Genomic DNA, 21255 nt, shown 5'->3' on the forward strand with positions numbered 1-21255 from the left:
GAGGTGGCAGGCAGAGCCTGACGGAGGGGGCGGCAACGACGACCGTCGTTTATCCGCCCCCGCTACCCGATCACGCCGCCAGATCGCGCATCAACGGTGCATGCCGGTCGACGAGCACCGCACTCGCCTGGTTCAGCCCGACGACCTCGACCACCGCACCATGCCGCCGCAGCTTGGCGACTACGTCGTCGAGCACGCCGACCGCGGTGACGTCCCAGAGATGCGCGCCCGTCAGGTCGATCCGCACATGCTTGGCCTCCTCACGCAGGTCGAACCGGTCCGCGAAGATATCGGCGCTGGCGAAGAACACCTGCCCCGTCACGCTGTAGACCCGCGTATCGCTCGCCGCGTCGTACTCGACCGCCACGTCCATCATCCGCGTGACCTTCCACGCGAAAAACACGCCGCTCAACAGCACGCCGACCCCGACGCCGAGCGACAGGTCGTGGGTCGCCACGGTGACGACGACCGTCGCCAGCATGACGACGCTCGACACCTTGGGATGCCGCACCAGATCGCGCAGCGACCCCCAGGAGAAGGTGCTGATCGACACCATGATCATGATCGCAACCAGCGCCGCGACCGGCACCTGTGCGACCCAGGGACGCAACGGCACCATCACGACGAGCAGGAACACACCAGCGACCATCGTCGACAGCCGTCCGGTGCCGCCATAGCGGACATTGCCGACCGTCTGGCCGATCATCCCGCACCCGGCGATCCCGCCGAACGCGCCCGCAGCGATGTTGGCGAGCCCGAGCCCGGTGCATTCGCGCGCCTTCGAGCTGCGCGTCTCGGTCAGCTCGTCGACGACATTGGCGGTCATCATCGATTCGAGCAGCCCAACCGCCGCCATCGCAAGCGCATAGGGGGCGACGATGCGCAGCGTATCCCAGCTGAGCGGCACGTCGGGCAAGCCGAACGACGGCAGCGAATCGGGCAGCCGCCCGAGATCGCCGACCGTCTTCAGCGGCATCGGAAACCACATCGCGATTGCGGTCAGCACGACGATGCAAATGAGCGGCGACGGGATCGCACTCGAGATCCGCGGCACGAGATAGATGATCGCAAGCCCGCCCGCGATCATCGCATAGGCCTGCCAGCTGACCCCCACCATCTGCGGCACCTGCGCCGAGAAGATCAGGATCGCGAGTGCGTTGACGAAGCCCGCATGGACCGAGCGCGAGACGAACCGCATCAGCACATCGAGCTTGGCGAGCCCGAACGCGATCTGCAGCATGCCTGCGAGGATCGTCGCGACGAGGAGATATTGAAGCCCGTGCGCATGGACGAGCGCGGCGGCCACCAGCGCGACGGAGCCCGCCGCGCCCGAGATCATCGCGGGGCGCCCGCCCGCAAAAGCGATGACGATGCCGATCACGAACGAGGCAAACAGGCCGACTTCGGGATCGATGCCGGCGACGAAGGAAAAGGCGATGACCTCGGGGATCAGCGCGAAGGTGCCGACCATGCCAGCGAGAATGTCACGCCGCGCGGCCGTCGGGCCGCTATACCACTCGGCGCGGTAACGAGAAAAAGCAGAAATTGTCATGGATGTGTCCGCATAGGACGCACGAACCGCGGCGACCCTGTCGGTCGCGGGTGTTCAAAATGGCGTCGTTGCGTTGTCCGGCGGATCGGCGGCCGGAATAGCCACCCGGAATTGCACCGGGTCCAAGCGAATGCGGCCCTGCTAGCGGATTGGGTGCTGCATTGCAACACGCCGAGCCGTTGCCCCATTCAAACCCGTCATCCTGACGAAAGTCAGGATCCAGAGCCACGAACGTCGCACGCAGCAACTCTGGATCCTGACTTTCGTCAGGATGACGGAGGGCTGGGATGAGCGGAAATCACGTAAACAGGTCCACCACCTCGGCCCCCTCGCCCACCGCCTGCAACAGCAGGGTCCGGTGGCAATGGCAGGGGTCGCGCTCGTAACACAGCAGCGCGCTCGGCTTCTCCGCCGCGAGCGCGAGCATGATCGCCGCCTGCGCCTGCGCCTCGGGCAGTTCGAGCTGTTCGTCATACACCGCGGTCAGCGTCGCGACGTCACCCTTCTTAGCCGCATCGCGCCCGCGCTTCGGCGTCCCCAGTGCCTTCAGATGCGTGTAATCGATCCCCGCCTCGTGCAACGACGCCGCAAGCGACGTCTTCGAGAATCCCGGCCGACGCGACAGCGGTAGCGCACGGACGTCGATCACCCGCTCGACCCCGGCCTGCGTCAGCGCCGCGAGAAAGTCCGTCATTGTGGTGGCTTCATAGCCGATCGTGAAGATCTTCATGAGAACGAAGTGGGATTGGACCGCTGACACGGCAAGCGTCCGGCGCTATCTGGCGGGAATGACCCACGACATCCATGTTATCGGCGGCGGCCTCGCCGGATCCGAAGCCGCCTGGCAGCTCGCCGAAGCCGGCCTCAAGGTCCGCCTCTCCGAGATGCGCGGCAGCGGCGAAGCCACGCCCGCGCACCAGACCGACGGCCTCGCCGAACTCGTCTGCTCGAACAGTTTTAGATCCGACGATGCGGAGAGCAATGCGGTCGGCCTGCTCCATCAGGAACTCCGCACGCTCGGCTCGCTGATCATGCGTCAGGCCGATATCCACCGCGTCCCCGCGGGCTCCGCGCTCGCGGTCGACCGCGACAATTTCTCGAACAGCGTGACGGAGGCGATCGACCAGCATCCGAACATCACGCTCGTCCGCGAACGTATCGACGCGCTGCCCGACGGCCCGACGATCATCGCCACCGGCCCGCTCACCGCCGCCTCGCTCGCCGCCGGGATCGGCGCCGAGACCGGCCGCGAGGCACTCGCCTTTTTCGACGCGCTCGCGCCGATCGTCCACCGCGACTCGATCGACATGGAGACGGCGTGGTTCGCCTCGCGCTGGGACAAGGGCGAGGGCAAGGACTACATCAACTGCCCGATGGACAAGGACCAGTATCTCGCCTTCCATCAGGGCCTGGTCGATGGCGAGAAGACGCCGTTCAAGGACTGGGAGAAGGACACGCCCTATTTCGACGGCTGCATGCCGATCGAGGTGATGGCGGAGCGCGGCGTCGACACGCTGCGCTATGGCCCGATGAAGCCCGTCGGGCTCGACAACCCCAAGACCGGGCGCTGGCCCTATGCGGTCGTCCAGCTCCGTCAGGACAATGCACAGGGCACGCTCTGGAACATCGTCGGCTTCCAGACCAAGCTGAAACATGCCGATCAGGTCCGGCTGTTCCGGACCATCCCGGGCCTGGAGAATGCGGAGTTCGCACGGCTGGGTGGCCTGCACCGCAACACCTTCATCCGCTCGCCCGAGCTGCTTGACGCGACGCTGCGGCTGAAATCGCGGCCGAACATCCGCTTCGCCGGGCAGATCACGGGGTGCGAGGGTTATATCGAAAGCTGCGGCATCGGCCTGCTCGCGGGCCGGTTCGCCGCCGCCGAACTGACCGGCCAGACGCTGACGCCGCCGCCCTTTGCGACCGCACTCGGCGCGTTGCTCGGCCACATCACCGGTGGCGCAGAGGCGGAGACCTATCAGCCGATGAACGTCAATTTCGGGCTGTTCCCGCCGATCCCCGGCCGCACCAAGAAAACCGATCGCAAGCGGATGTATACCGATCGTGGTCGCGCGGCGCTGGCGGCGTGGCTCAACTCTCCTCAGACGACGGCGGAACCGGCGGACAGGCAGCCCGATACGACGGCTTCCGCCTGACCGCGGTGGTGGCAAATTCGGGCGCGGTCATCGCGCCCGATTTGTCCGCATCCGCACCGGCGAACTTGGTCGTCGCCTTGACCGCCCATTCGTCGAACGACAGCCGCCCGTCGCCATCGACGTCGAGCTTCGTATAGGCCTTGCGCCGCGCGACCAGATATTCGTCGCGCGTCACCGCACCGTCGCGATCCTTGTCATACCGTTGAAATCGCCGCTGTTCGCGCGTCGCATCGGTCGCGCGCGGCGCGATGCGCGGCAAGGGGTCGGTCCCGCCGTCCGCCTGTGCCTGGGTCTGCGCCTGCGCGGTCGGTTGTGGTGCCAGCACTGGGCCGGATCGCACCTTGCCGCCAAAACCCAGTATCGCCGCACCGATCAGCGCGATCAGCGCCGCGCCACCTGTCAGGTATCGCCACATCCCCGGTCTCCCCCACCCCCGGACGTCCCCGTCCAGGCGCAACGCTAGTCCTGCAGCGCGGTGATCTCAAACGAACCGGTCAGTATCCGACCAGTCTGTGCAGCAGCAGGCGGCCGACCCGCTTCGGGCTGCCGGCCGGTTGCTCCGGCGCGGTAAGATCGGCCCGCGCCAGCAGCGCGAGTGCGCCAAGCGATCGTGCGCGTCGTGGCCAGCGGCCGTGGAGCGCCCTGTCGAGCCGCCCGCGCGCCATCGCGGCCACGCCTGCCGCGCGTTGCGGATCCGACAGCCGCAGCGACAGATCCGCCAGCGCCCATCCCTCGCCCGCCGCCGCGATGCGATCGTCCGACACCGCCAGCAAAGATGCCGCCGCCGCGAACAGCTGCCCGCCGCGCAGACGGGCAAAGCGTTCGACCGCTGCATCGTCGAGCGGCGTTTCAAGCAGCGCCTCCCACCCCTCGGCGATCGTCGCGATCGTCGCGCCGCCGACCTGCGGCACGACATGGTGTGCGAGCGCCTGCAACACGGGCTCGGCCGGCGGCGGCGCGGTGTCGAGCCGACCGAGCGCCTCATACCACCAGGTCAGCCGCATCTGCCCGACGATCGGCTCGCGCGTCGTCTTGAGGATCGTGCCGAGCGCCGTGTCGAGCGCGAACAGCGCCTCAAGCCCGGGCCGGGTCGAGGCCGGGGCGTAGCTCAGGGCAAGCGCGCGCTCGGGATTGGGTATGTTGGCAGGGTCGACCATCGCGCTGCCATAGCTGCGAACGCGGCGCAGGGCACGCCCCCCGATCACGTTAACCATATCTCTTGAGCCGGGCTTACCGGATTGCCGGGCATGGGTGCGCGATCAAGATCCAGTGGGACATTCATGGCCAAGACGATTGCCCCGAAATTTGCAGCGCTGACGTTCCTCGCGCGTCTTCGACGGAACGTCAAAGGCAACACTTTGGTGATCGTCGCCTTCGCGATCATGCCGCTGCTGGCCATGGTCGGGTCCGGGCTGGACATGTCACGTGCCTATGTCGCGCGTGACCGGCTGCAGCAAGCCTGCGACGCGGGCTCGCTGGCGGCGCGCCGCCTGCTGGCGGGCCCGACATTGACGAGCGACGTCGAAACCGAAGCCAGAAACTATTTCAACTTCAACTTCCCCAGCGGGGCCTTCGACACGACCCCGTTCACTCCCGTGGTCACCGTTCCCGCCGTTGGTACCGTCCGGATCACCGCGACGACCGCGATACCGACCACCGTGATGAAAATCTTCGGGTTCAACACCTTGCCCCTGTCGATCACCTGCGCGGCGACGCAGGATTTCGTCGGTACGGACGTAGTGCTCGTCCTCGACATGTCGGGATCGATGAACTGCCCGACGAGCCGCCCCAATGACGCCTGCGGCGAGATCGAACAATCCGGATCGAAGATGCAGGCGCTGCGCGATGCGTCCGAGTCCCTCTATGACACCCTGGAGTCTGCACAGAACCAGCTGCACAACAACAACCTCAGGCTTCGCTATGGCTTTGTGCCCTATAATGCGACGGTCAATGTCGGCAGGCTCGTCTATGCCAAGGATGCGAGCTATATCCGCAACAGCGCACCCTATCAGACGCGGGCCCGAACCGGCGGACCTGTCTACAGCTCGCTGAACTGGTGCAACGCGTATGACGGCAGCTATTCAAGCTATTGGGGGGTCTGCTCGAACTACTGGACCTACCAGCAGGCGACGCTGAACACCGCGACGTTCAAGACGGGCGCATCGGTACCGACGCCTGGCGGATCGCCCAGCACGGCGACATCGAAATGGGCCGGATGCATCGAGGAGCGCCAGACCAACAACACGACGATCGACGGCGGATCGCTGACGACGGCACCGTCGGACGCGTGGGACCTGGACATCAACCGGTTGCCGAACTCGGACGCCAGCCGTTGGGCGCCGTGGTGGCCCGAGACGGAATTCGATCCCGACCGGCGCGCCATCTATACCGATCCGAAATACTGCGCCAGCGAGGCCAGCCGCCTGAAGGAATACTACGGCGACAAGGCCGGCTTCATGAAATACCTCAATGATCTGCAACCGCTTGGCGGCACCTATCATGATATCGGCATGATATGGGGCGCCCGGTTTATCTCATCGGACGGCATCTTCGCATCGGCAACGCCCGAAACGAACAATCAGAGCGATCCGGACAATCCAAGAAAGCTTCGCGGCTTCTCGGTCAGGAAGTTCATGATCTTCATGACCGACGGCGACCTGTCGCCATACCTGGACGTCTATACGACCTATGGCGCGGAAGAGCGCGACAAGCGCGTGCTGGGAACGACGACGGGCAATACCACTCAGCTCGCCGCAGCGCAGCTGTCGCGCCATCTCCAGCGATTTCGCATGGCCTGCAATGCTGCCAGGGCGCAGGGTATCCAGCTGTACGTCATTGCGTTTTCGACCACGCTGACCAACGACATGCGGGATTGCGCGACACAGCCTTCCATGGCGTCAGGCATCACCACGTCCGCCGCGCTCATCCAGAAGTTTAAGGAAATCGGCACCAAGGTCGGATCGCTACGGGTGAGCCAGTGATCGCGCGATTAGCGCCGGCAAGGTGGCGCATTGCGGCAGACGTCGCGGGCGCAACAATCGTCGAATTCGCCCTGATCGTACCGTTACTGATCGGGTTGCTGATGATGATCCTGGAGGTCGGGTATCAGAATTATGTCGAGGCTATGGTACAGGGCGCGCTCGCAAAGGCATCACGGCTGACCACGGTCGGCAACACGACCGCCGCCAACGTGAGCGCAACGATCAAGGCCGAGGTCCGCGCCGTCGTCCCGGCAGAATATGTCACCGTGTCGACGCGCCGCTATTACAACTTCTCGAATGTCGGCAAGCCCGAGAAGATCACGTCGGACACGGACCCGCGCGGCACGTTCAATCTCGGGGACTGTTTCGAAGATGCGAACAACAATGGCATTTACGACGCGACGCCGGGCGATGACGGTGTCGGTAGCGCGGACGACGTCATCTTCTACACAGCGACGGTGAGATACCCCAATCTGACGCCGGTCGGACCGCTGATGGGCTGGACGCGCACCCGGACAGTTACGGAAACGACGCTGGTACGAAACCAGCCCTTTACCTCGCGTGCGGCACCGACGGTCGTATGTACCAAGCCATGACGAGGACGGACCGCACCGCAAGGCCAGGAATTCTCGCGGACACGCGCGGACTCGCAATGATCGAATTTGCGATCGTTGCGCCGTTCCTGCTGACACTGGGTCTCGCCGGCGCCGAACTGACGCACATGTCGATCGCCAAGATGCGCGTCAACCAGATCGCCACGACCGCGTCCGACAACGTCGCACGCGTGCGGGATTCGATCAACGAGGCCGATGTCAACGAGGTCCTGCTCAGCCCGAAGTTGCTAGGGACCGATATCGACTTTGCCGATAACGGCCGCGTCGTGATTTCGAGCGTCGAACCCAATGGTCAGACCGGCACGAAGGCGGGACAGTGGATCCGTTGGCAGCGGTGCACGGGGGCGCTGAACACAAGTGCCTCGCAGCCGGCTTATGGCCTGCAGGACAAGGGCAAGGCCGATGCAAGCCTGCAATATATGGGACTGGCCAGTCGCAAGATTACGGCGGTCGCCGGAACCGCGCTGATCTTCATCGAGGTGACCTACAAATATCAGCCGCTCGTCTCGCAGCGGTTTTTCGGCGCTCCGATCCTGCGCGCCGAAGCGGTGTACAATGTGCGAGAACGCAACGATCAGACTTTAGCCGCCGTTGCGGGAGTAACGCCGAGCTTGTGCTCGACCTACGCAGCATGATCGCTCCGACCGGTGCACCCGGTCGGAGCGATCAGCAACAGCTCACTGATTACCGGTACGTCACCTTCTTCGCCGCATCGACGACCTTTGCGACATCGACCAGCATCAGCTTTTCGAGGTTCGCCGCATAGGGCATCGGCACGTCTTCGTTGGTCACGCGCAGCACTGGCGCGTCGAGGTCGTCGAAGCCGTGCTCCATCACCACCGACACGATCTCGGACGCGATCGAGCAGGTTGCCCAGTTTTCCTCAACGATGATCATGCGGTTGGTCTTGGCGAGGCTTTTCAGCACCGTGTCGGTGTCGAGCGGGCGCAGCGTGCGCAGGTCGATGACCTCCGCGTCGATCCCCTCCTCGGCGAGCTTCTCGGCTGCCTCGAGGCTGATGCCCACACCGATCGAGTAGCTGACGATCGTCACGTCCTTGCCCTCGCGGACGATGCGCGCCTTGCCGATCGGCAGGACATGGTCGTCGAGCTTGGGGACGTCGAAGCTGCGGCCGTACATCAGCTCGTTCTCGAGGAACACGACCGGATCGTCGGTGCGGATCGCCGCCTTCAGCAGGCCCTTGGCATCCGCCGCGTCATAGGGCGCGATCACGATCAGGCCGGGGACGCTCGCATACCAGGCCGCGAAGTTGTGCGAATGCTGTGCACCGACGCGCGACGCGGCACCGTTGGGACCACGGAACACGATCGGGCAACGCATCTGGCCGCCCGACATGTAGTTGGTCTTGGCCGCCGAGTTGATGATGTGATCGATCGCCTGCAACGCGAAGTTGAAGGTCATGAACTCGACGATCGGGCGGAGGCCACCCATCGCCGCGCCTGCACCGATGCCGGCAAAGCCGTATTCGGTGATCGGCGTGTCGATCACGCGGCGCTCGCCGAACTCGTCGAGCAGCCCCTGCGTCACCTTGTACGCGCCTTGATACTGCGCGACTTCCTCGCCCATCACGAAGACGCGGTCGTCCTCGCGCATTTCCTCGGCCATCGCATCGCGCAGCGCTTCGCGGACGGTCGTCTTGACCATCTCGGTGCCCTCGGGAATCGCGGGGTCCGCCTTGCCGACCTTCTCGGCCGAGGCGACGAGCTGCTGCGTGCCGCTCTCGGCCTTCGCAGGCGACGCGCCTTCGGGAACCGGCGGCGCCTTGTCGTCCGACGGCGTCTCCTTCGGCGCGGCATTGGCGGCCTCGCCCGCACGCGCCTCGGTCGGCGCGCTGTCGGCGCTTTCGCCCTCTTCGAGCAGCGTCGCGATGACGGTGCCGACCTTCACATTGTCGGTACCCTCGGCGACCATGATCTTGCCGATCGTGCCCTCGTCGACGGCCTCGAACTCCATCGTCGCCTTGTCGGTCTCGATCTCGGCCATGATGTCGCCGGACTTGACGCTATCGCCTTCCTTGACGAGCCACTTCGCGAGCGTGCCCTCTTCCATCGTCGGGGAGAGCGCGGGCATCTTGATCTCGATCGCCATCAGTACGACTCCACCAGAACGTCGGTGTAGAGCTCGGCGACATCCGGCTCGGGGGTCTGCTCGGCGAAATCGGCGGCTTCGTTCACGGTCTTCCTGATCTCTTGTTCGATGGACTTCAGGTCCGCCTCGGTCACGCCCTGCTCGTCGAGCAACTTCTTGATGTGATCGATCGGGTCGGACTTGTCGCGGACCGCCTGGACCTCGTCACGCGTACGGTATTTCGCCGGATCGGACATCGAGTGGCCACGATAGCGATAGGTCTTCATCTCGAGGATGACCGGGCCCTTGCCCGCGCGGACCCAGGCGATCGCCTCTTCGGCGGCCCCGCGGCACGCCAGCACGTCCATGCCGTCGACCTGGATGCCGGGAATGCGGAACGATTCGCCGCGGCGATAGAGCTGGTCCTCGGCCGAGGCGCGATTGACGCTCGTACCCATGGCGTACTGGTTGTTCTCGATCACGAAGATGATCGGGAGCTTCCACAGCTCGGCCATGTTGAAGCTCTCATACACCTGGCCCTGGTTCGCGGCGCCGTCGCCGAAATAGGCCATGCAGATGCCGCCGTCGTTCGAATATTTGTGCTTGAACGCGAGGCCGGTGCCCAGCGACACCTGCGCGCCGACGATGCCGTGCCCGCCGTAGAATTTATGCTCGGTCGAGAACATGTGCATCGACCCGCCCTTGCCCTTCGAGATGCCCGAGCCGCGCCCGGTCAGCTCGGCCATGATCACCTTCGGGTCGATCCCGTAGGCGAGCATGTGGCCGTGGTCGCGATAGCCGGTGATGACCGAATCGGTCTCGCCGTCGAGCGCGGACTGCAGGCCTACTGCGACAGCTTCCTGGCCGATGTACAGATGGCAGAAGCCGCCGATCAGGCCGAGACCGTAAAGCTGGCCCGCCTTTTCCTCGAAACGCCGGATCAGCAGCATCTGCTTGTAGAAGGCGAGCAGCTCGTCCTTGCTGGCCTCATAGGGCTTGGGTTCGGCCGGCCGTTCACGGTTGGTGATCGGGGGCTCGGCGATTGCACGTGCTGGGGGGGCTTTGGCCACGATGTGGGAAACCTCGTTTTCCGTAGGGGAGTTGCCGCAGCCTATAGGCGCGGACGGGGCCGAACATCAATTCCCGTCTGGGGTATGCGATTCTGCGACTGTCCCGCGAGCCTCGATCCGTCGTGCCCGACTCGCGGGCTGTGGCCCCCGCCCCTATCCCCGCCCCAAGCAAAGCTCCGGTTGCCCTTCCCGCGCCCGACCCCCTAAAGCCCGGGACAATGAACCCGACGATCGACCCGCATCAGCATCCCTTCCGGATCGCCAATTTTCGCGCCTATTGGCTGTCGCGGTTCGCCGGCACGATCGCGGTGAGCGCGATGTCGATCGTCATCGGCTGGCAGGTCTACAACCTGGCGCGCGAAACGATGGACATCCGCCAGGCGGCGTTCATGCTCGGGATGATCGGCTTTGCGCAGTTCGTGCCGCTGTTCCTGCTGACCCCGATCACCGGGCTCGTCGCGGACAGCTTCGACCGGCGCTGGATCGTCCGCGGCACTACCACGCTGCTGGTGCTCACCGCCGCGACGCTCTGGCTGCTGACATGGTCCGGCCATCTCACGCTCGGCGCGCTGTTCGCCGCCGCGGTCGCCTTCGGCGTCGCGCGCGCCTTTTCCGGCCCGGCTTATTCGGCGCTCGCGCCCAATCTCGTGCCCCGGGCTGTGCTCCCCACCGCGATCGCGATCAGTTCGATCGCGTGGCAGGTCGGAACGATCGCAGGCCCGAGCGTCGGCGGGCTGCTCTACGCGATCCATCCCGAGGTCGCGTACGGCGTGGCGACGCTGCTCTTCCTCGTCGCGCTGGTGTTCATGTTCCTGATCGGCCCGGTGGCACAGCCCGCCGCGCAGACCGACCATCGCCCCCTCGCGCGGATCATCGAGGGCTTTACCTATGTCCGCCGCAACCGGCTCGTGCTCGCGACGATCACGCTCGATCTGTTCGCAGTGCTGCTGGCGGGTGCCACGTCGCTGTTGCCGGTCTATGCCCGCGATATCCTGCATGTCGGGTCGCAGGGGCTCGGCGTGCTCGCCGCGGGCATGGGGATCGGTGCCGCGGTCACTGCGATCTGGTTCTCGATTCGACCGATGTCGCGCAATGTCGGGGTCAAGATGCTGGTCGCGGTGATCGTGTTCGGTATCGCGATCCTCACCTTCGGGGTCGCAACGCCGATCGTCGAGCTGATCGGGCTCACCCCCGGCACGGTTGCGGGGTTCCCCATTCATCCTGCCTTCGTCCTCAGCCTCGTCGCGCTGATCGTCGCGGGTGGGGCGGACATGATCTCGGTCTATGTCCGCCAGTCGCTGATCCAGCTCCACACGCCCGACGTGATGCGCGGCCGGGTCAGCGCGGTGTCGCAACTGACGATCTCGGCCTCGAACGAGCTCGGCGAATTCGAAAGCGGGGTGATGGCATCGCTGCTCGGCCCGGTCGGCGCAGTGGTGTTCGGCGGGGTTGGTGCTATTGCCGTCACGATCGGCTGGGCGCGCCTGTTCCCGGAACTCGGGGCGGCGAAGACCTTTGATCCCCCCGAGATCCTAGAGACCGAACCACAGCACGGAGAAGCCAAGCCATGAAAGCCTCCTCGATCCTGGACACGATCGGCAACACGCCGCACGTCCGCCTGTCGAAGCTCTTCCCCGATTCCGAAGTCTGGGTGAAATCCGAACGGTCGAATCCTGGCGGTTCGATCAAGGACCGTATTGCGTTGGCGATGATCGAGGCCGCCGAAAAGGCCGGCGACCTCAAGCCCGGCGGCACGATCATCGAACCGACCAGCGGCAACACCGGCGTCGGCCTGGCGATGGTGGCAGCGGTCAAGGGCTACAAGTTGATCCTCGTGATGCCCGAGAGCATGAGCGTCGAACGTCGGCGTCTGATGCTCGCTTATGGTGCGACCTTCGACCTGACCCCGCGCGAGAAGGGCATGAAGGGCGCGATCGAACGCGCGCGCGAGCGCGTCGCCGAAACGCCCGGCGCCTGGATGCCGCAGCAGTTCGAAAATCCTGCGAACATCGACGTGCATGTCCGTACAACAGCACAGGAAATCCTCCAGGATTTCCGGGATACGCCGATCGACGTGATCATCACGGGCGTCGGCACCGGCGGCCACATCACGGGCGTCGCCGAGGCGCTGAAGGCGCACTGGCCCGAGTTGAAGGTCTATGCGGTCGAGCCCGCCGCCTCGCCGGTGATCGCCGGTGGCCAGCCGGGCCCGCATCCGATCCAGGGCATCGGCGCAGGCTTCATCCCCGCCAATCTCCACACCCAGGCGATCGACGGCGTGATCGAGGTCGATGCCGCGGTCGCCAAGGACATGGCACGCCGATCGGCGGCCGAAGAGGGCATGCTGGTCGGGATCAGCTCGGGCGCGACGCTGGCCGCGATCCTGCAGAAACTCCCTGATCTTCCCGACGACGTCCGCGTCCTCGGCTTCAACTATGATACCGGCGAGCGCTATCTGTCCGTGCCGGACTTCCTTCCGGAGCAGTGACGACGATGACCGATGCGCGTGGCGCCGTTTATCTGCGCGTGTCGGTACTCGCGATCGCGGCAGCGGCGATCGTCGGACCGACGCTCGTCGTGACCAATCCCCCGGCGCTACCGCACTCGGCGCGCGCCGCGATGCCGAAGCAGCGCGTCGTGCCGCAGGCGGAGCTGCCCCCCGTCGAGCCGGTCCGGTTCGTCGATCTCGCGCCCGAGGATGCGCGGGCGTTCAACGCCACGGTGCCGTTCTCGACCGATCCGAACCCCGCTGCCCGGCCGTTCCGCTTCGCCGGTACCGCAGACGACCTCGCACGCGCGACCGACTGCCTCGCGGCGGGAACGCTGTACGAGGCGGGGGACGACACGGTCGGCGAGCGCGCCGTCGCGCAGGTCGTGCTCAACCGCCTGCGTCATCCCGCCTTTCCGAAGACCGTCTGCGGGGTCGTGTTCGAGGGCGAGACGCGCGCGACGGGATGCCAGTTCAGCTTCAGCTGCGACGGCGCGCTGCGTCGATGGAAGCCCTCCGAGGACGCTTGGCGCCGGGCGCGCAGCGTCGCGACCGCCGCATTGTCGGGCAATGTCTATCGACCGGTCGGCTATGCCACGCATTACCACACCGACTGGGTCGTCCCCTATTGGCAATCGAGCCTCGACAAGATCGTCGCGGTCGGATCGCACCTGTTCTTCCGCTGGTCGGGCTGGTGGGGCACACCCCCGGCCTTCCGACGTGCGCCCGAGCAGGGCGAGCCGGTCATCGCGCAGCTCGCGCCGATTTCAGATGCGCACCGCACCGCCGCCGCGCTGTCAGAGGCCGATGCCGCGATAGCCGAGGCATCTGCCGCGCTCGGCTTCGTGTTGGGCGATGACGCGGTCGCCGGTGACGGCGCGAACGCCGCCTCGACGCCCTTCGCGACCGCCGAGGGCGATACCGTGCTGATGACCTTCTCGCCGGGCGTGCTCCCAAACGCCTACCCGACGCTAGCGACGATCGCCTGCGGCGACCGTGCCTTTTGCCGGTTCATGGCATGGTCCGACAAAACCAAGGCCGCAACGTCCACGCCGCTGACGCCGGCACAGAGCGCGGCGATCACGTTCAGCTATCTGCGCGATCGCTCGGCCGATTACGAAAAGGCGTTGTGGAACTGCCAGCAGGTCCGCCGACCCGATCCATCGCAATGCATGCGCCCGCGACAGACGCTGCGCGCGGCCCCCGCGGCGGCGGACAAGGCAGCACCCCCGGCGGATGCGCCACAGGAGCTCGACGGTGTGCGGCGCAAGACGCCCGCCACGCCAGCGGCGGCCACAGCCCCGGCGTTGAAGCCGGACGTCAGGAAAGCACCGCAAGCGACCGAGATGTAACGGAAAGACTGGCATACCAGTCGCCGCGCAACAGTCAGATCCAAAAAGAAAAAGGCCGCGTCCACCCTTCGGTAGACGCGGCCTTTTTCCGCTTCAGATCGCGTGGGCGATCAGTAGCGATAGTGATCCGGCTTGAACGGGCCTTCGACGGGCACGCCGATGTAACCGGCCTGCTTCGGGGTAAGCTGCGACAGCTTCACGCCCAGCTTCTCGAGGTGCAGCGCTGCGACCTTCTCGTCGAGATGCTTCGGCAGGACATAGACTTCGTTCTTGTAGTTCTCACCCTTCGTCCAGAGCTCGATCTGCGCGAGCGTCTGGTTGGTGAACGAGGCCGACATCACGAACGACGGGTGGCCGGTGGCGCAACCCAGGTTCACGAGGCGACCCTTCGCCAGGACGATGATCTGCTTGCCGTCCGGGAACTTCACGAGGTCGGTGCCGGGCTTCACTTCGGTCCAGTCATAGTTCGACAGCGCGGCGATCTGGATCTCCGAGTCGAAGTGACCGATGTTGCAGACGATCGACATCGGCTTCATCGCCTTCATGTGATCGGCGGTGATGACGTCGGCGTTGCCGGTCGCGGTGCAGAAGATGTCCGCACGCTTCACGGCGTCTTCCATCGTCACGACCTCGAAGCCCTCCATCGCCGCCTGCAGTGCGCAGATCGGATCGACTTCGGTGACCATCACGCGTGCGCCGCCGTTGCGGAGCGACTGGGCCGAACCCTTGCCGACGTCACCGAAACCGGCGACGCAGGCGACCTTGCCGGCGAGCATGACGTCGGTCGCGCGACGGATCGCGTCGACCAGCGATTCCTTGCAGCCGTAGAGATTGTCGAACTTCGACTTGGTGACCGAGTCGTTGACGTTGATCGCGGGGAACGGCAGTTCGCCCTTCTTGGCGATCTCGTACAGGCGGTGAACGCCGGTCGTGGTCTCTTCCGAAACGCCCTTCAGGTTCTTCACGGTCTCGGTCAGATAGCCGGGGTTCTTCGCGACATACGCCTTCAGCGCACGCTGCATCTCGACCTCTTCCTCGTTCTCGGGCTCGGGCATCGTGTGGCCGGCTTCGAGCTTCGCACCCCAGAGTGCGAACATCGTCGCGTCGCCACCGTCATCGAGGATGATGTTGGCGGTCTGGCCCTCGACGTCGCGATCCCACGAGAAGATGTCGCCGACATAGTTCCAGTAATCGGCGAGCGTCTCGCCCTTGATCGCGAACACCGGCACGCCCGTCGCGGCGATCGCGGCGGCGGCATGGTCCTGGGTCGAGAAAATGTTGCACGTCGCCCAGCGGACGTCGGCGCCGAGTGCGGTCAGCGTCTCGATCAGCACCGCGGTCTGGATCGTCATGTGCAGCGAACCGGTGATGCGCGCGCCCTTGAGCGGCTGCGCGGCGCCGAATTCCTCGCGGAGCGACATCAGGCCCGGCATCTCGGTTTCGGCGATGTTGATCTCGGCGCGGCCGAAATCGGCAAGGCTGATGTCGGCGACGACGTAATCGGTCTTGCCGTCCGTCTTCTGGGGCGCGAGCGTGGTGGCCACGAGGATATCTCCTGGAAATCTTTGATCGGCGGGCCTCATGCCCGTGCCGGATGCAGGGCCGCATAGAGGAACGGGCCGCTCAAATCAAATATAAAGATATCTTTATATGATGCCCGAGACGGTCTCCGCCGCGCTAGAATGTCATCTTGACCCGCGGATGCGCGCGGCGATCGTCACGCCGTGCCGGTATCCGCCACCAGCAGCCGCGGGTCGACCCCGGCCCGCTCGAACGCCCTGCTCCAGCGCTCATCCGCGTTCGTGTCGAACACGAGATCGGCAGCGCCGGCGACGTTGAACCAGCCCGGCCGCGCGAGTTCGCCCTCGATCTGCCCGCTGTCCCATCCTGCATAGCCGAGCGCGACGACCCATTGCGACGGTCCCTTCCCCTCCGCGATCGCGCGGAGCACGTCGATCGTGCTCGACAAGGCCCAGAGACCTGCGACCTCGATCGTGCCCTGCCCGCCCCAGTCGCACGAATGGATGACGAAGCCGCGACGGGGTTCGACCGGCCCGCCGAAATGCACCGGGGCATTGGGCGCATCACCGGGTGCGATCTCGAACTGTTCGAGCAGGTCGTGAAAGCCGAGACCGTCCACGGTGGCGCCGAGACCAATCCCGAGCGCGCCGTTTTCGTCGTGGCTACACATCGCGATGACCGCGCGGGCGAACCGCGGATCGCTCATCCCCGGCATCGCAAGGAGGAGTTGCCCGGAAAGAAAAGCCGTCTTGTCCATGCCCTAGACCATAGCGTCGCGACGGCTCCGCCGCCACGCTTGAAATCGCGCGCCTCCCATACGAGGTACCGTCCGCCCGGGACGATCTCGCGGCGACAGGAGAATTTCCATGACGATCAGCGTCGGCGACCGGCTTCCCAACACCACTCTCGTCAAGGCCACCTCGGACGGCCCCGATCAGGTCGAGTCCGAGACCTTCTTCGCAGGCCGCAGGGTCGCGCTCTTCGCGGTCCCCGGCGCCTTCACCCCGACCTGCTCGGCCAAGCACCTGCCGGGCTTCGTCGAAAAGGAAGCCGCACTGAAGGCCAAGGGCATCGACGAGGTCGCCTGCACCTCGGTCAATGACGCGTTCGTGATGGCCGCGTGGGGCAAGTCCGCCGGTGCCGGCGACATTACACTGCTCGCGGACGGCAATGGCGATTTTGCCAAGGCGGTCGGCCTGACGATGGACGGCTCGGGCTTCGGTATGGGCACGCGCAGCCAGCGTTATTCGATGATCGTCAATGACGGCGTCGTCGAGCAGCTCAACGTCGAGGCCCCCGGCGAGTTCAAGGTGAGCTCCGCCGAGCACCTGCTCAGCGAGATCTGATCGCGTCGCGCGCCTGATTGAACGTCGCGCTCCGTCATCCTCGCGCACGTGGGAATGACGGAGCTGGCGTGGCACGCGCGGTAGTCTTGCCTCCGTAATCTCGCCCGCGTAACACTGGGCGATGACAATCGCATCCGACCTGGTCGCCGAACTCGACCGCCTCTACCGCGCCTCCGTTGCGCGGCTTCAGTCCGCCATGAGCGTTTATATCGCCGACGGCACCGTGCCCGATCCGGCAAGCCGCAGCGATGGCTCGTTCGCCTATCCAGAAATCCGGCTGATTTACAAAGGCGGCATCGACCGCCCCACGCCGCTCCGCTCGTTCGGGCGGATGGTGAATCCCGGGGAATACCGGATCAGCGTGACCAAGCCCGCGATCTTCGCCGACTATCTGACCGAACAGCTGACGCTCCTGATCGAAGACTACGACGTCGAGGTCGAGGCCGTCGAAGGGCGGCAGGAGATCCCCTTCCCTTATGTCATCGACCCCGGCCACGCGCTGAGCCTCGACGAGGTCTCTGCGACCGAGCTCGCACGATTCTTTCCCGCCACCGAGCTCGCGCATATTGGCGACGAGATCGCCGACGGGCTGTGGGTGGCGCAGGACGACACCCGTCCGCTCGCGCTGTTCGATGGCTTGCGCACCGATTTCAGTCTCGCACGGCTGCGCCATTACATGGGCACCCCTGCCGAACACGCGCAGCGCTTCGTATTGTTTACGAACTATCATCGCTATGTCGATGAATTCGTTCGCTGGGCGGGCACGCAGCTCGGCGAAGGCAGCCGGTTCACGACGCTGTCGGGTGCGGGCGGGATCACGATCACGTCCGGGGATGATATCGACAAGATCATCTCCGACAGCGCATGGCGGCGGCATCAGATGCCCGCCTATCACCTGATGGCGGACGACCGCACCGGGATCACGCTCGTCAACATCGGCGTCGGCCCGTCCAACGCCAAGACGATTTGCGACCATCTCGCGGTGCTCCGTCCCGAGGCCTGGCTGATGATTGGGCATTGCGGCGGTCTGCGTCCCAGCCAGCGGATCGGCGACTATGTGCTCGCGCATGCCTATCTGCGTGACGACCATGTGCTCGACGATGTGCTCCCGCCCGAGATTCCCGTCCCCGCGATCGCCGAAGTCCAGGTGGCGATGGCCAAGGCCGCCGAGATCGTCTCGGGCCAGTCGGGTGAGGACCTGAAGCGCCGACTGCGGACGGGCACGATCGTCACCACCGACGACCGCAACTGGGAGCTGCGCTATTCGAAATCGGCGCTGCGGTTCTCGCTGTCGCGCGCGGTCGGCATCGACATGGAATCGGCGACGATCGCCGCGCAGGGCTATCGCTTCCGCGTTCCCTACGGCACGTTGCTCTGCGTCTCGGACAAGCCGCTCCACGGCGAGCTGAAGCTGCCGGGTCAGGCCAACCGCTTCTACGAACGCGCGATCAGCGAGCATCTGCGGATCGGGATCGAAACCTGCGAGCAGCTTCGCCAGGAGGGTGCCAAGCTGCACAGCCGCAAGCTGCGGGCGTTCGACGAGCCGCCGTTCCGGTAACGCCTGTCGCGCGATTTTCGGAGCGCATCGCATGCCGATGCGTTACGCCCGCGGGACCATTTGTGAGGGAGCATAGCCGTGGCCGACACCGACCCGCCTGAAACGGACGCCAAGAAGCCCGTCGTCACGCGCCGCCGCGCGCCGCGCAAGGCCAGTGCACCCAAGCCTGCCAAGCCCGTGGTTGCGCCGGCCGCACCCTCACTCGACAGTCCGACATCCGAAAAGGCGGTCCCCGTCTCGCGCAAGCCCAAGCCCGCCCCCAAGCCGCGCTCGACCAAGCGCAGCACGCCGCGCCCGATATCGGCGCGCAAGACACCGCCGCCCGTCGCCAAGCCGATCGACAAGGTCGGCGGCAAATGGGGTGCCGCCGCGATCGCGGGCGGCGTCGCGGTGCTTGGCGCTGCCGCAGCGCTGCTGACGTTGCGCGGCAGCACGCCGAAGCCGCCCAAACCCGCGGGCAAGCACGCGCATCAGGCGGACGGTACGGATTCGTCTAAGTCGTTCGAAGCCGGGATTGCCGACGAAGGAACGATCCCGGAATAATCGTCCCTGGCCCCCACTGTTCCCCCGCGGATGCGGGGGCCCAGCTAGACCCAAAGCGCGCTTGCAGCCGTGGATCCCCGCCTTCGCGGGGAAACAGGATCGCCGCCAATTTCCTGAAGCTCACCAGCCGGTCGGCTTGCCCTTGTTCTGCACGTCCAGCCACGCCTTGAGCGGCTTGAAATACTCGACCAGCGCCGCGCCCGACATCTCGCGGCTGCCCGTGAACACCTGCAACGCGTCGGGCCAGGGCTTGGACTGGCCCATGCTCAGCATCGCGTTCAGCTTCGTGCCGACCGCCTTGTTGCCGTAGAACGAGCAGCGATGCAGCGGCCCCTTCCACCCCGACTGCTCGCACGCCGCCTTATAGAACTGGAACTGCAGCACGCGCGCGAGGAAGTAGCGCGTGTAGGGCACCGCCGCCGGGATATGGTATTTCGCGCCCGCGTCGAACTTGGTCTCGTCGCGCGCGACCGGCGGCTTGATCCCCTGATATTGCAGCCGCATCTGGTCCCACGCCGCCTGATAGCCGGTCGTCGGGATCTGCCCCGAGAACACGCCCCAGCGCCATTTGTCGATCAGCAGCCCGAACGGCAGGAACGCGACCTTGTCCATCGCCTGACGCAGCAACAGGCCGATATCCTTGTCCGCGCTCGGCACGCGTGCCTGGTCGAGCAGCCCGATCTTCACCAGATAATCAGGCGTGATCGACAGCGCGACGGTATCGCCAATCGCCTCATGGAAGCCATCGTTCGCGCCGTTCTTATACAGCATCGGCTGCGCCTTGTACGCGCGCTGGTAGTAATTGTGGCCGAGCTCGTGGTGGATCGTGACGAAGTCGTCCGCATTCACCTTGGTGCACATCTTGATCCGGATATCGTCCTGGTTGTCGATATCCCAGGCCGAGGCATGGCAGATCACGTCGCGGTCCGCAGGCTTGGTGATCTGCGAACGCTTCCAGAAGGTCTCGGGCAGCGGCGCAAAGCCCAGCGATGAGTAGAACCCCTCGCCTTGCTTCACCATCTTCACCGCGTCATAGCCCTTGGCCTTCAACAGCTCGCCGGTGTCGAAGCCGAGATCGCCAGATCCCTTGGGGGCGACGATGTCGTAAATGTTGCCCCATTCCTGCGCCCACATATTGCCAAGCAGGTCGCTGCGGATCGGCCCGGTCTTCGCCTGGATCGCATCGCCATATTTCTCGTTGAGCTTCCACCGCGTATAGGTGTGCAGCGCCATGTAGAGCGGCTCGACCTCTTTCCAGATCTTGTCGGTCAGCGCGGCGAACTGCTCGGGGCTCATGTCGTAGCCCGACCGCCATAGCGCACCGACATCCTTGTAGCCGAGCTCGCGTGCGCCCTCGTTCGAGATCGCGGTCATCTTGGCATAGTCGCCGCGCATCGGTGCGCCGACCGCGTCGTTCCAGCTCGTCCACATCTCCTGCAGCTTCGCGGGATCACGGCTCTCGCCCATCGCCGCCTCGATGTCCGAGCCGTTGATCGGCTTGCCGTCGAGCGTCCCCATGCCCTTGCCGTAGGAGGACGACATCTTCGTCGTCAGCATCGACAGCTCGTCCGATGCGCCCGGCCGCGTCGGCGCGGGCAGCGTCAGCCCCCCGCGGAGCAGGTCGAGCTTGCGCTTGGTGTCGACCGACAGGCCCGGGACATTGGCGTATTTCGCCGCGCCCAGCGCATATTTCACGCCGAGATCGGTCATCTCCGCGCCCGACTTCGCCGCCAGCGCATCGGTATCGTCGGTGATGTAGGTCGCGTTCACCCACGCCACGCGCGAGGCGTCGACCGACTTGGCGGAAAAGACCTTTTCCGCCTCGGCGACGAACGCATCTGCCTGCGCAGCGGTCGGGCTGGACGCGGCAGCGGTGGCCTGAGCACCGGCCACCGACGGCGCGGCGCACAGCGCGCCGGCGAGAGCAAACATCGAAACGCTGAACCGAACCATCATCATCCCCTTATCGTGAGGCCCTGATGGATG

At 65.5% G+C, this 21255-nt stretch carries 19 protein-coding genes and 1 other annotated feature; of the genes, 10 read left to right on the forward strand and 9 right to left on the reverse strand.

The window, feature by feature from the left end:
- Positions 1-70: 70 nt before the first annotated feature.
- The gene (locus J3A66_RS03755; protein ID WP_209567243.1) at positions 71-1552 is read right to left on the reverse strand and encodes a SulP family inorganic anion transporter; all 1482 of its coding nucleotides are present in this window, start codon (positions 1550-1552) and stop codon (positions 71-73) included.
- Between the two features lie 71 nt (positions 1553-1623).
- Positions 1624-1679 (reverse strand) — a sequence feature (sul1 is cis-regulatory element that is thought to sense ions involved in sulfur or methionine metabolism; They are found in Alphaproteobacteria).
- Positions 1680-1850: 171 nt separating this feature from the next.
- Entirely contained in the window at positions 1851-2282 is a 432-nt protein-coding gene (locus J3A66_RS03760; RefSeq protein WP_192070461.1) for a DUF488 domain-containing protein, read from the reverse strand.
- 58 nt (positions 2283-2340) lie between these two features.
- On the opposite strand from J3A66_RS03760, the gene trmFO reads away from it, so the two are divergent.
- Entirely contained in the window at positions 2341-3708 is a 1368-nt protein-coding gene (gene trmFO / locus J3A66_RS03765) for a methylenetetrahydrofolate--tRNA-(uracil(54)-C(5))-methyltransferase (FADH(2)-oxidizing) TrmFO (RefSeq protein ID WP_209570381.1), read from the forward strand.
- Here the strand turns inward: trmFO and J3A66_RS03770 are convergent.
- Positions 3644-4123: an EF-hand domain-containing protein gene (locus J3A66_RS03770; RefSeq protein WP_209567244.1), complete on the reverse strand. Its 480-nt coding sequence runs from the start codon at positions 4121-4123 to the stop codon at positions 3644-3646. The genes trmFO and J3A66_RS03770 overlap by 65 nt on opposite strands.
- Positions 4124-4202: 79 nt before the next feature.
- Positions 4203-4913 carry a squalene/phytoene synthase family protein gene (locus tag J3A66_RS03775; protein WP_348633983.1) on the reverse strand — a complete coding sequence of 237 codons (711 nt, stop codon included), beginning with the start codon at positions 4911-4913 and terminating at the stop codon, positions 4203-4205.
- A 75-nt stretch (positions 4914-4988) separates the two neighbouring features.
- On the opposite strand from J3A66_RS03775, the gene J3A66_RS03780 reads away from it, so the two are divergent.
- From J3A66_RS03780 to J3A66_RS03790, 3 genes are read left to right on the forward strand one after another with little or no spacing between them, the layout of a single operon-like run.
- Positions 4989-6689 (forward strand): TadE/TadG family type IV pilus assembly protein, encoded by a 1701-nt coding sequence (locus J3A66_RS03780; RefSeq protein WP_183935691.1) that lies wholly within the window; start codon positions 4989-4991, stop codon positions 6687-6689.
- Positions 6686-7285 carry a TadE/TadG family type IV pilus assembly protein gene (locus tag J3A66_RS03785; protein ID WP_051916449.1) on the forward strand — a complete coding sequence of 200 codons (600 nt, stop codon included), beginning with the start codon at positions 6686-6688 and terminating at the stop codon, positions 7283-7285. The genes J3A66_RS03780 and J3A66_RS03785 overlap by 4 nt, the downstream gene beginning before the upstream one ends.
- Before the next feature lie 56 nt (positions 7286-7341).
- Positions 7342-7938 (forward strand): TadE/TadG family type IV pilus assembly protein, encoded by a 597-nt coding sequence (locus J3A66_RS03790; RefSeq protein WP_209567247.1) that lies wholly within the window; start codon positions 7342-7344, stop codon positions 7936-7938.
- Between the two features lie 49 nt (positions 7939-7987).
- On the opposite strand, the gene J3A66_RS03795 is transcribed toward J3A66_RS03790, so the two are convergent.
- Positions 7988-9412, reverse strand: coding sequence for a pyruvate dehydrogenase complex E1 component subunit beta (locus J3A66_RS03795; protein ID WP_183935694.1), 1425 nt, complete (start codon positions 9410-9412; stop codon positions 7988-7990).
- A complete protein-coding gene (gene pdhA / locus J3A66_RS03800; RefSeq protein ID WP_031394777.1) occupies positions 9412-10461 on the reverse strand; it encodes a pyruvate dehydrogenase (acetyl-transferring) E1 component subunit alpha in 1050 nt (349 codons plus the stop codon). The genes J3A66_RS03795 and pdhA overlap by 1 nt, the downstream gene beginning before the upstream one ends.
- A gap of 218 nt (positions 10462-10679) precedes the next feature.
- Here pdhA and J3A66_RS03805 point away from each other — a divergent pair, with 218 nt between their 5' ends.
- From J3A66_RS03805 to J3A66_RS03815, 3 genes are read left to right on the forward strand one after another with little or no spacing between them, the layout of a single operon-like run.
- Positions 10680-12032 carry an MFS transporter gene (locus tag J3A66_RS03805; RefSeq protein ID WP_192097404.1) on the forward strand — a complete coding sequence of 451 codons (1353 nt, stop codon included), beginning with the start codon at positions 10680-10682 and terminating at the stop codon, positions 12030-12032.
- A complete protein-coding gene (cysK, locus tag J3A66_RS03810; RefSeq protein ID WP_031394778.1) occupies positions 12029-12949 on the forward strand; it encodes a cysteine synthase A in 921 nt (306 codons plus the stop codon). The genes J3A66_RS03805 and cysK overlap by 4 nt, the downstream gene beginning before the upstream one ends.
- A gap of 5 nt (positions 12950-12954) precedes the next feature.
- On the forward strand, positions 12955-14301 hold the full coding sequence (locus tag J3A66_RS03815; protein ID WP_209567248.1) for a cell wall hydrolase: 1347 nt from the start codon (positions 12955-12957) through the stop codon (positions 14299-14301).
- Between the two features lie 110 nt (positions 14302-14411).
- Here the strand turns inward: J3A66_RS03815 and ahcY are convergent, their stop codons facing one another.
- On the reverse strand, positions 14412-15845 hold the full coding sequence (gene ahcY, locus J3A66_RS03820; protein WP_209567250.1) for an adenosylhomocysteinase: 1434 nt from the start codon (positions 15843-15845) through the stop codon (positions 14412-14414).
- Between the two features lie 173 nt (positions 15846-16018).
- Positions 16019-16579: a YqgE/AlgH family protein gene (locus tag J3A66_RS03825; protein ID WP_209567253.1), complete on the reverse strand. Its 561-nt coding sequence runs from the start codon at positions 16577-16579 to the stop codon at positions 16019-16021.
- A 109-nt stretch (positions 16580-16688) separates the two neighbouring features.
- Here J3A66_RS03825 and J3A66_RS03830 point away from each other — a divergent pair, with 109 nt between their 5' ends.
- The 3 genes from J3A66_RS03830 (at position 16689) to J3A66_RS03840 (ending at position 19269) form a co-directional block, all read left to right on the forward strand.
- Positions 16689-17168, forward strand: a complete 480-nt coding sequence (locus J3A66_RS03830; protein WP_209567255.1) for a peroxiredoxin — start codon at positions 16689-16691, stop codon at positions 17166-17168.
- Positions 17169-17289: 121 nt separating this feature from the next.
- On the forward strand, positions 17290-18726 hold the full coding sequence (locus J3A66_RS03835; protein WP_209567257.1) for an AMP nucleosidase: 1437 nt from the start codon (positions 17290-17292) through the stop codon (positions 18724-18726).
- Between the two features lie 78 nt (positions 18727-18804).
- Positions 18805-19269, forward strand: a complete 465-nt coding sequence (locus J3A66_RS03840; protein ID WP_209567260.1) for a hypothetical protein — start codon at positions 18805-18807, stop codon at positions 19267-19269.
- 120 nt (positions 19270-19389) lie between these two features.
- Here the strand turns inward: J3A66_RS03840 and J3A66_RS03845 are convergent, their stop codons facing one another.
- Positions 19390-21222 carry a M2 family metallopeptidase gene (locus J3A66_RS03845; RefSeq protein ID WP_209567262.1) on the reverse strand — a complete coding sequence of 611 codons (1833 nt, stop codon included), beginning with the start codon at positions 21220-21222 and terminating at the stop codon, positions 19390-19392.
- Positions 21223-21255 lie beyond the last annotated feature (33 nt).

The sequence above is a fragment of the Sphingomonas sp. PvP018 genome, from assembly GCF_017876865.1.
Taxonomy (GTDB): Bacteria; Pseudomonadota; Alphaproteobacteria; order Sphingomonadales; family Sphingomonadaceae; genus Sphingomonas; species Sphingomonas aerolata.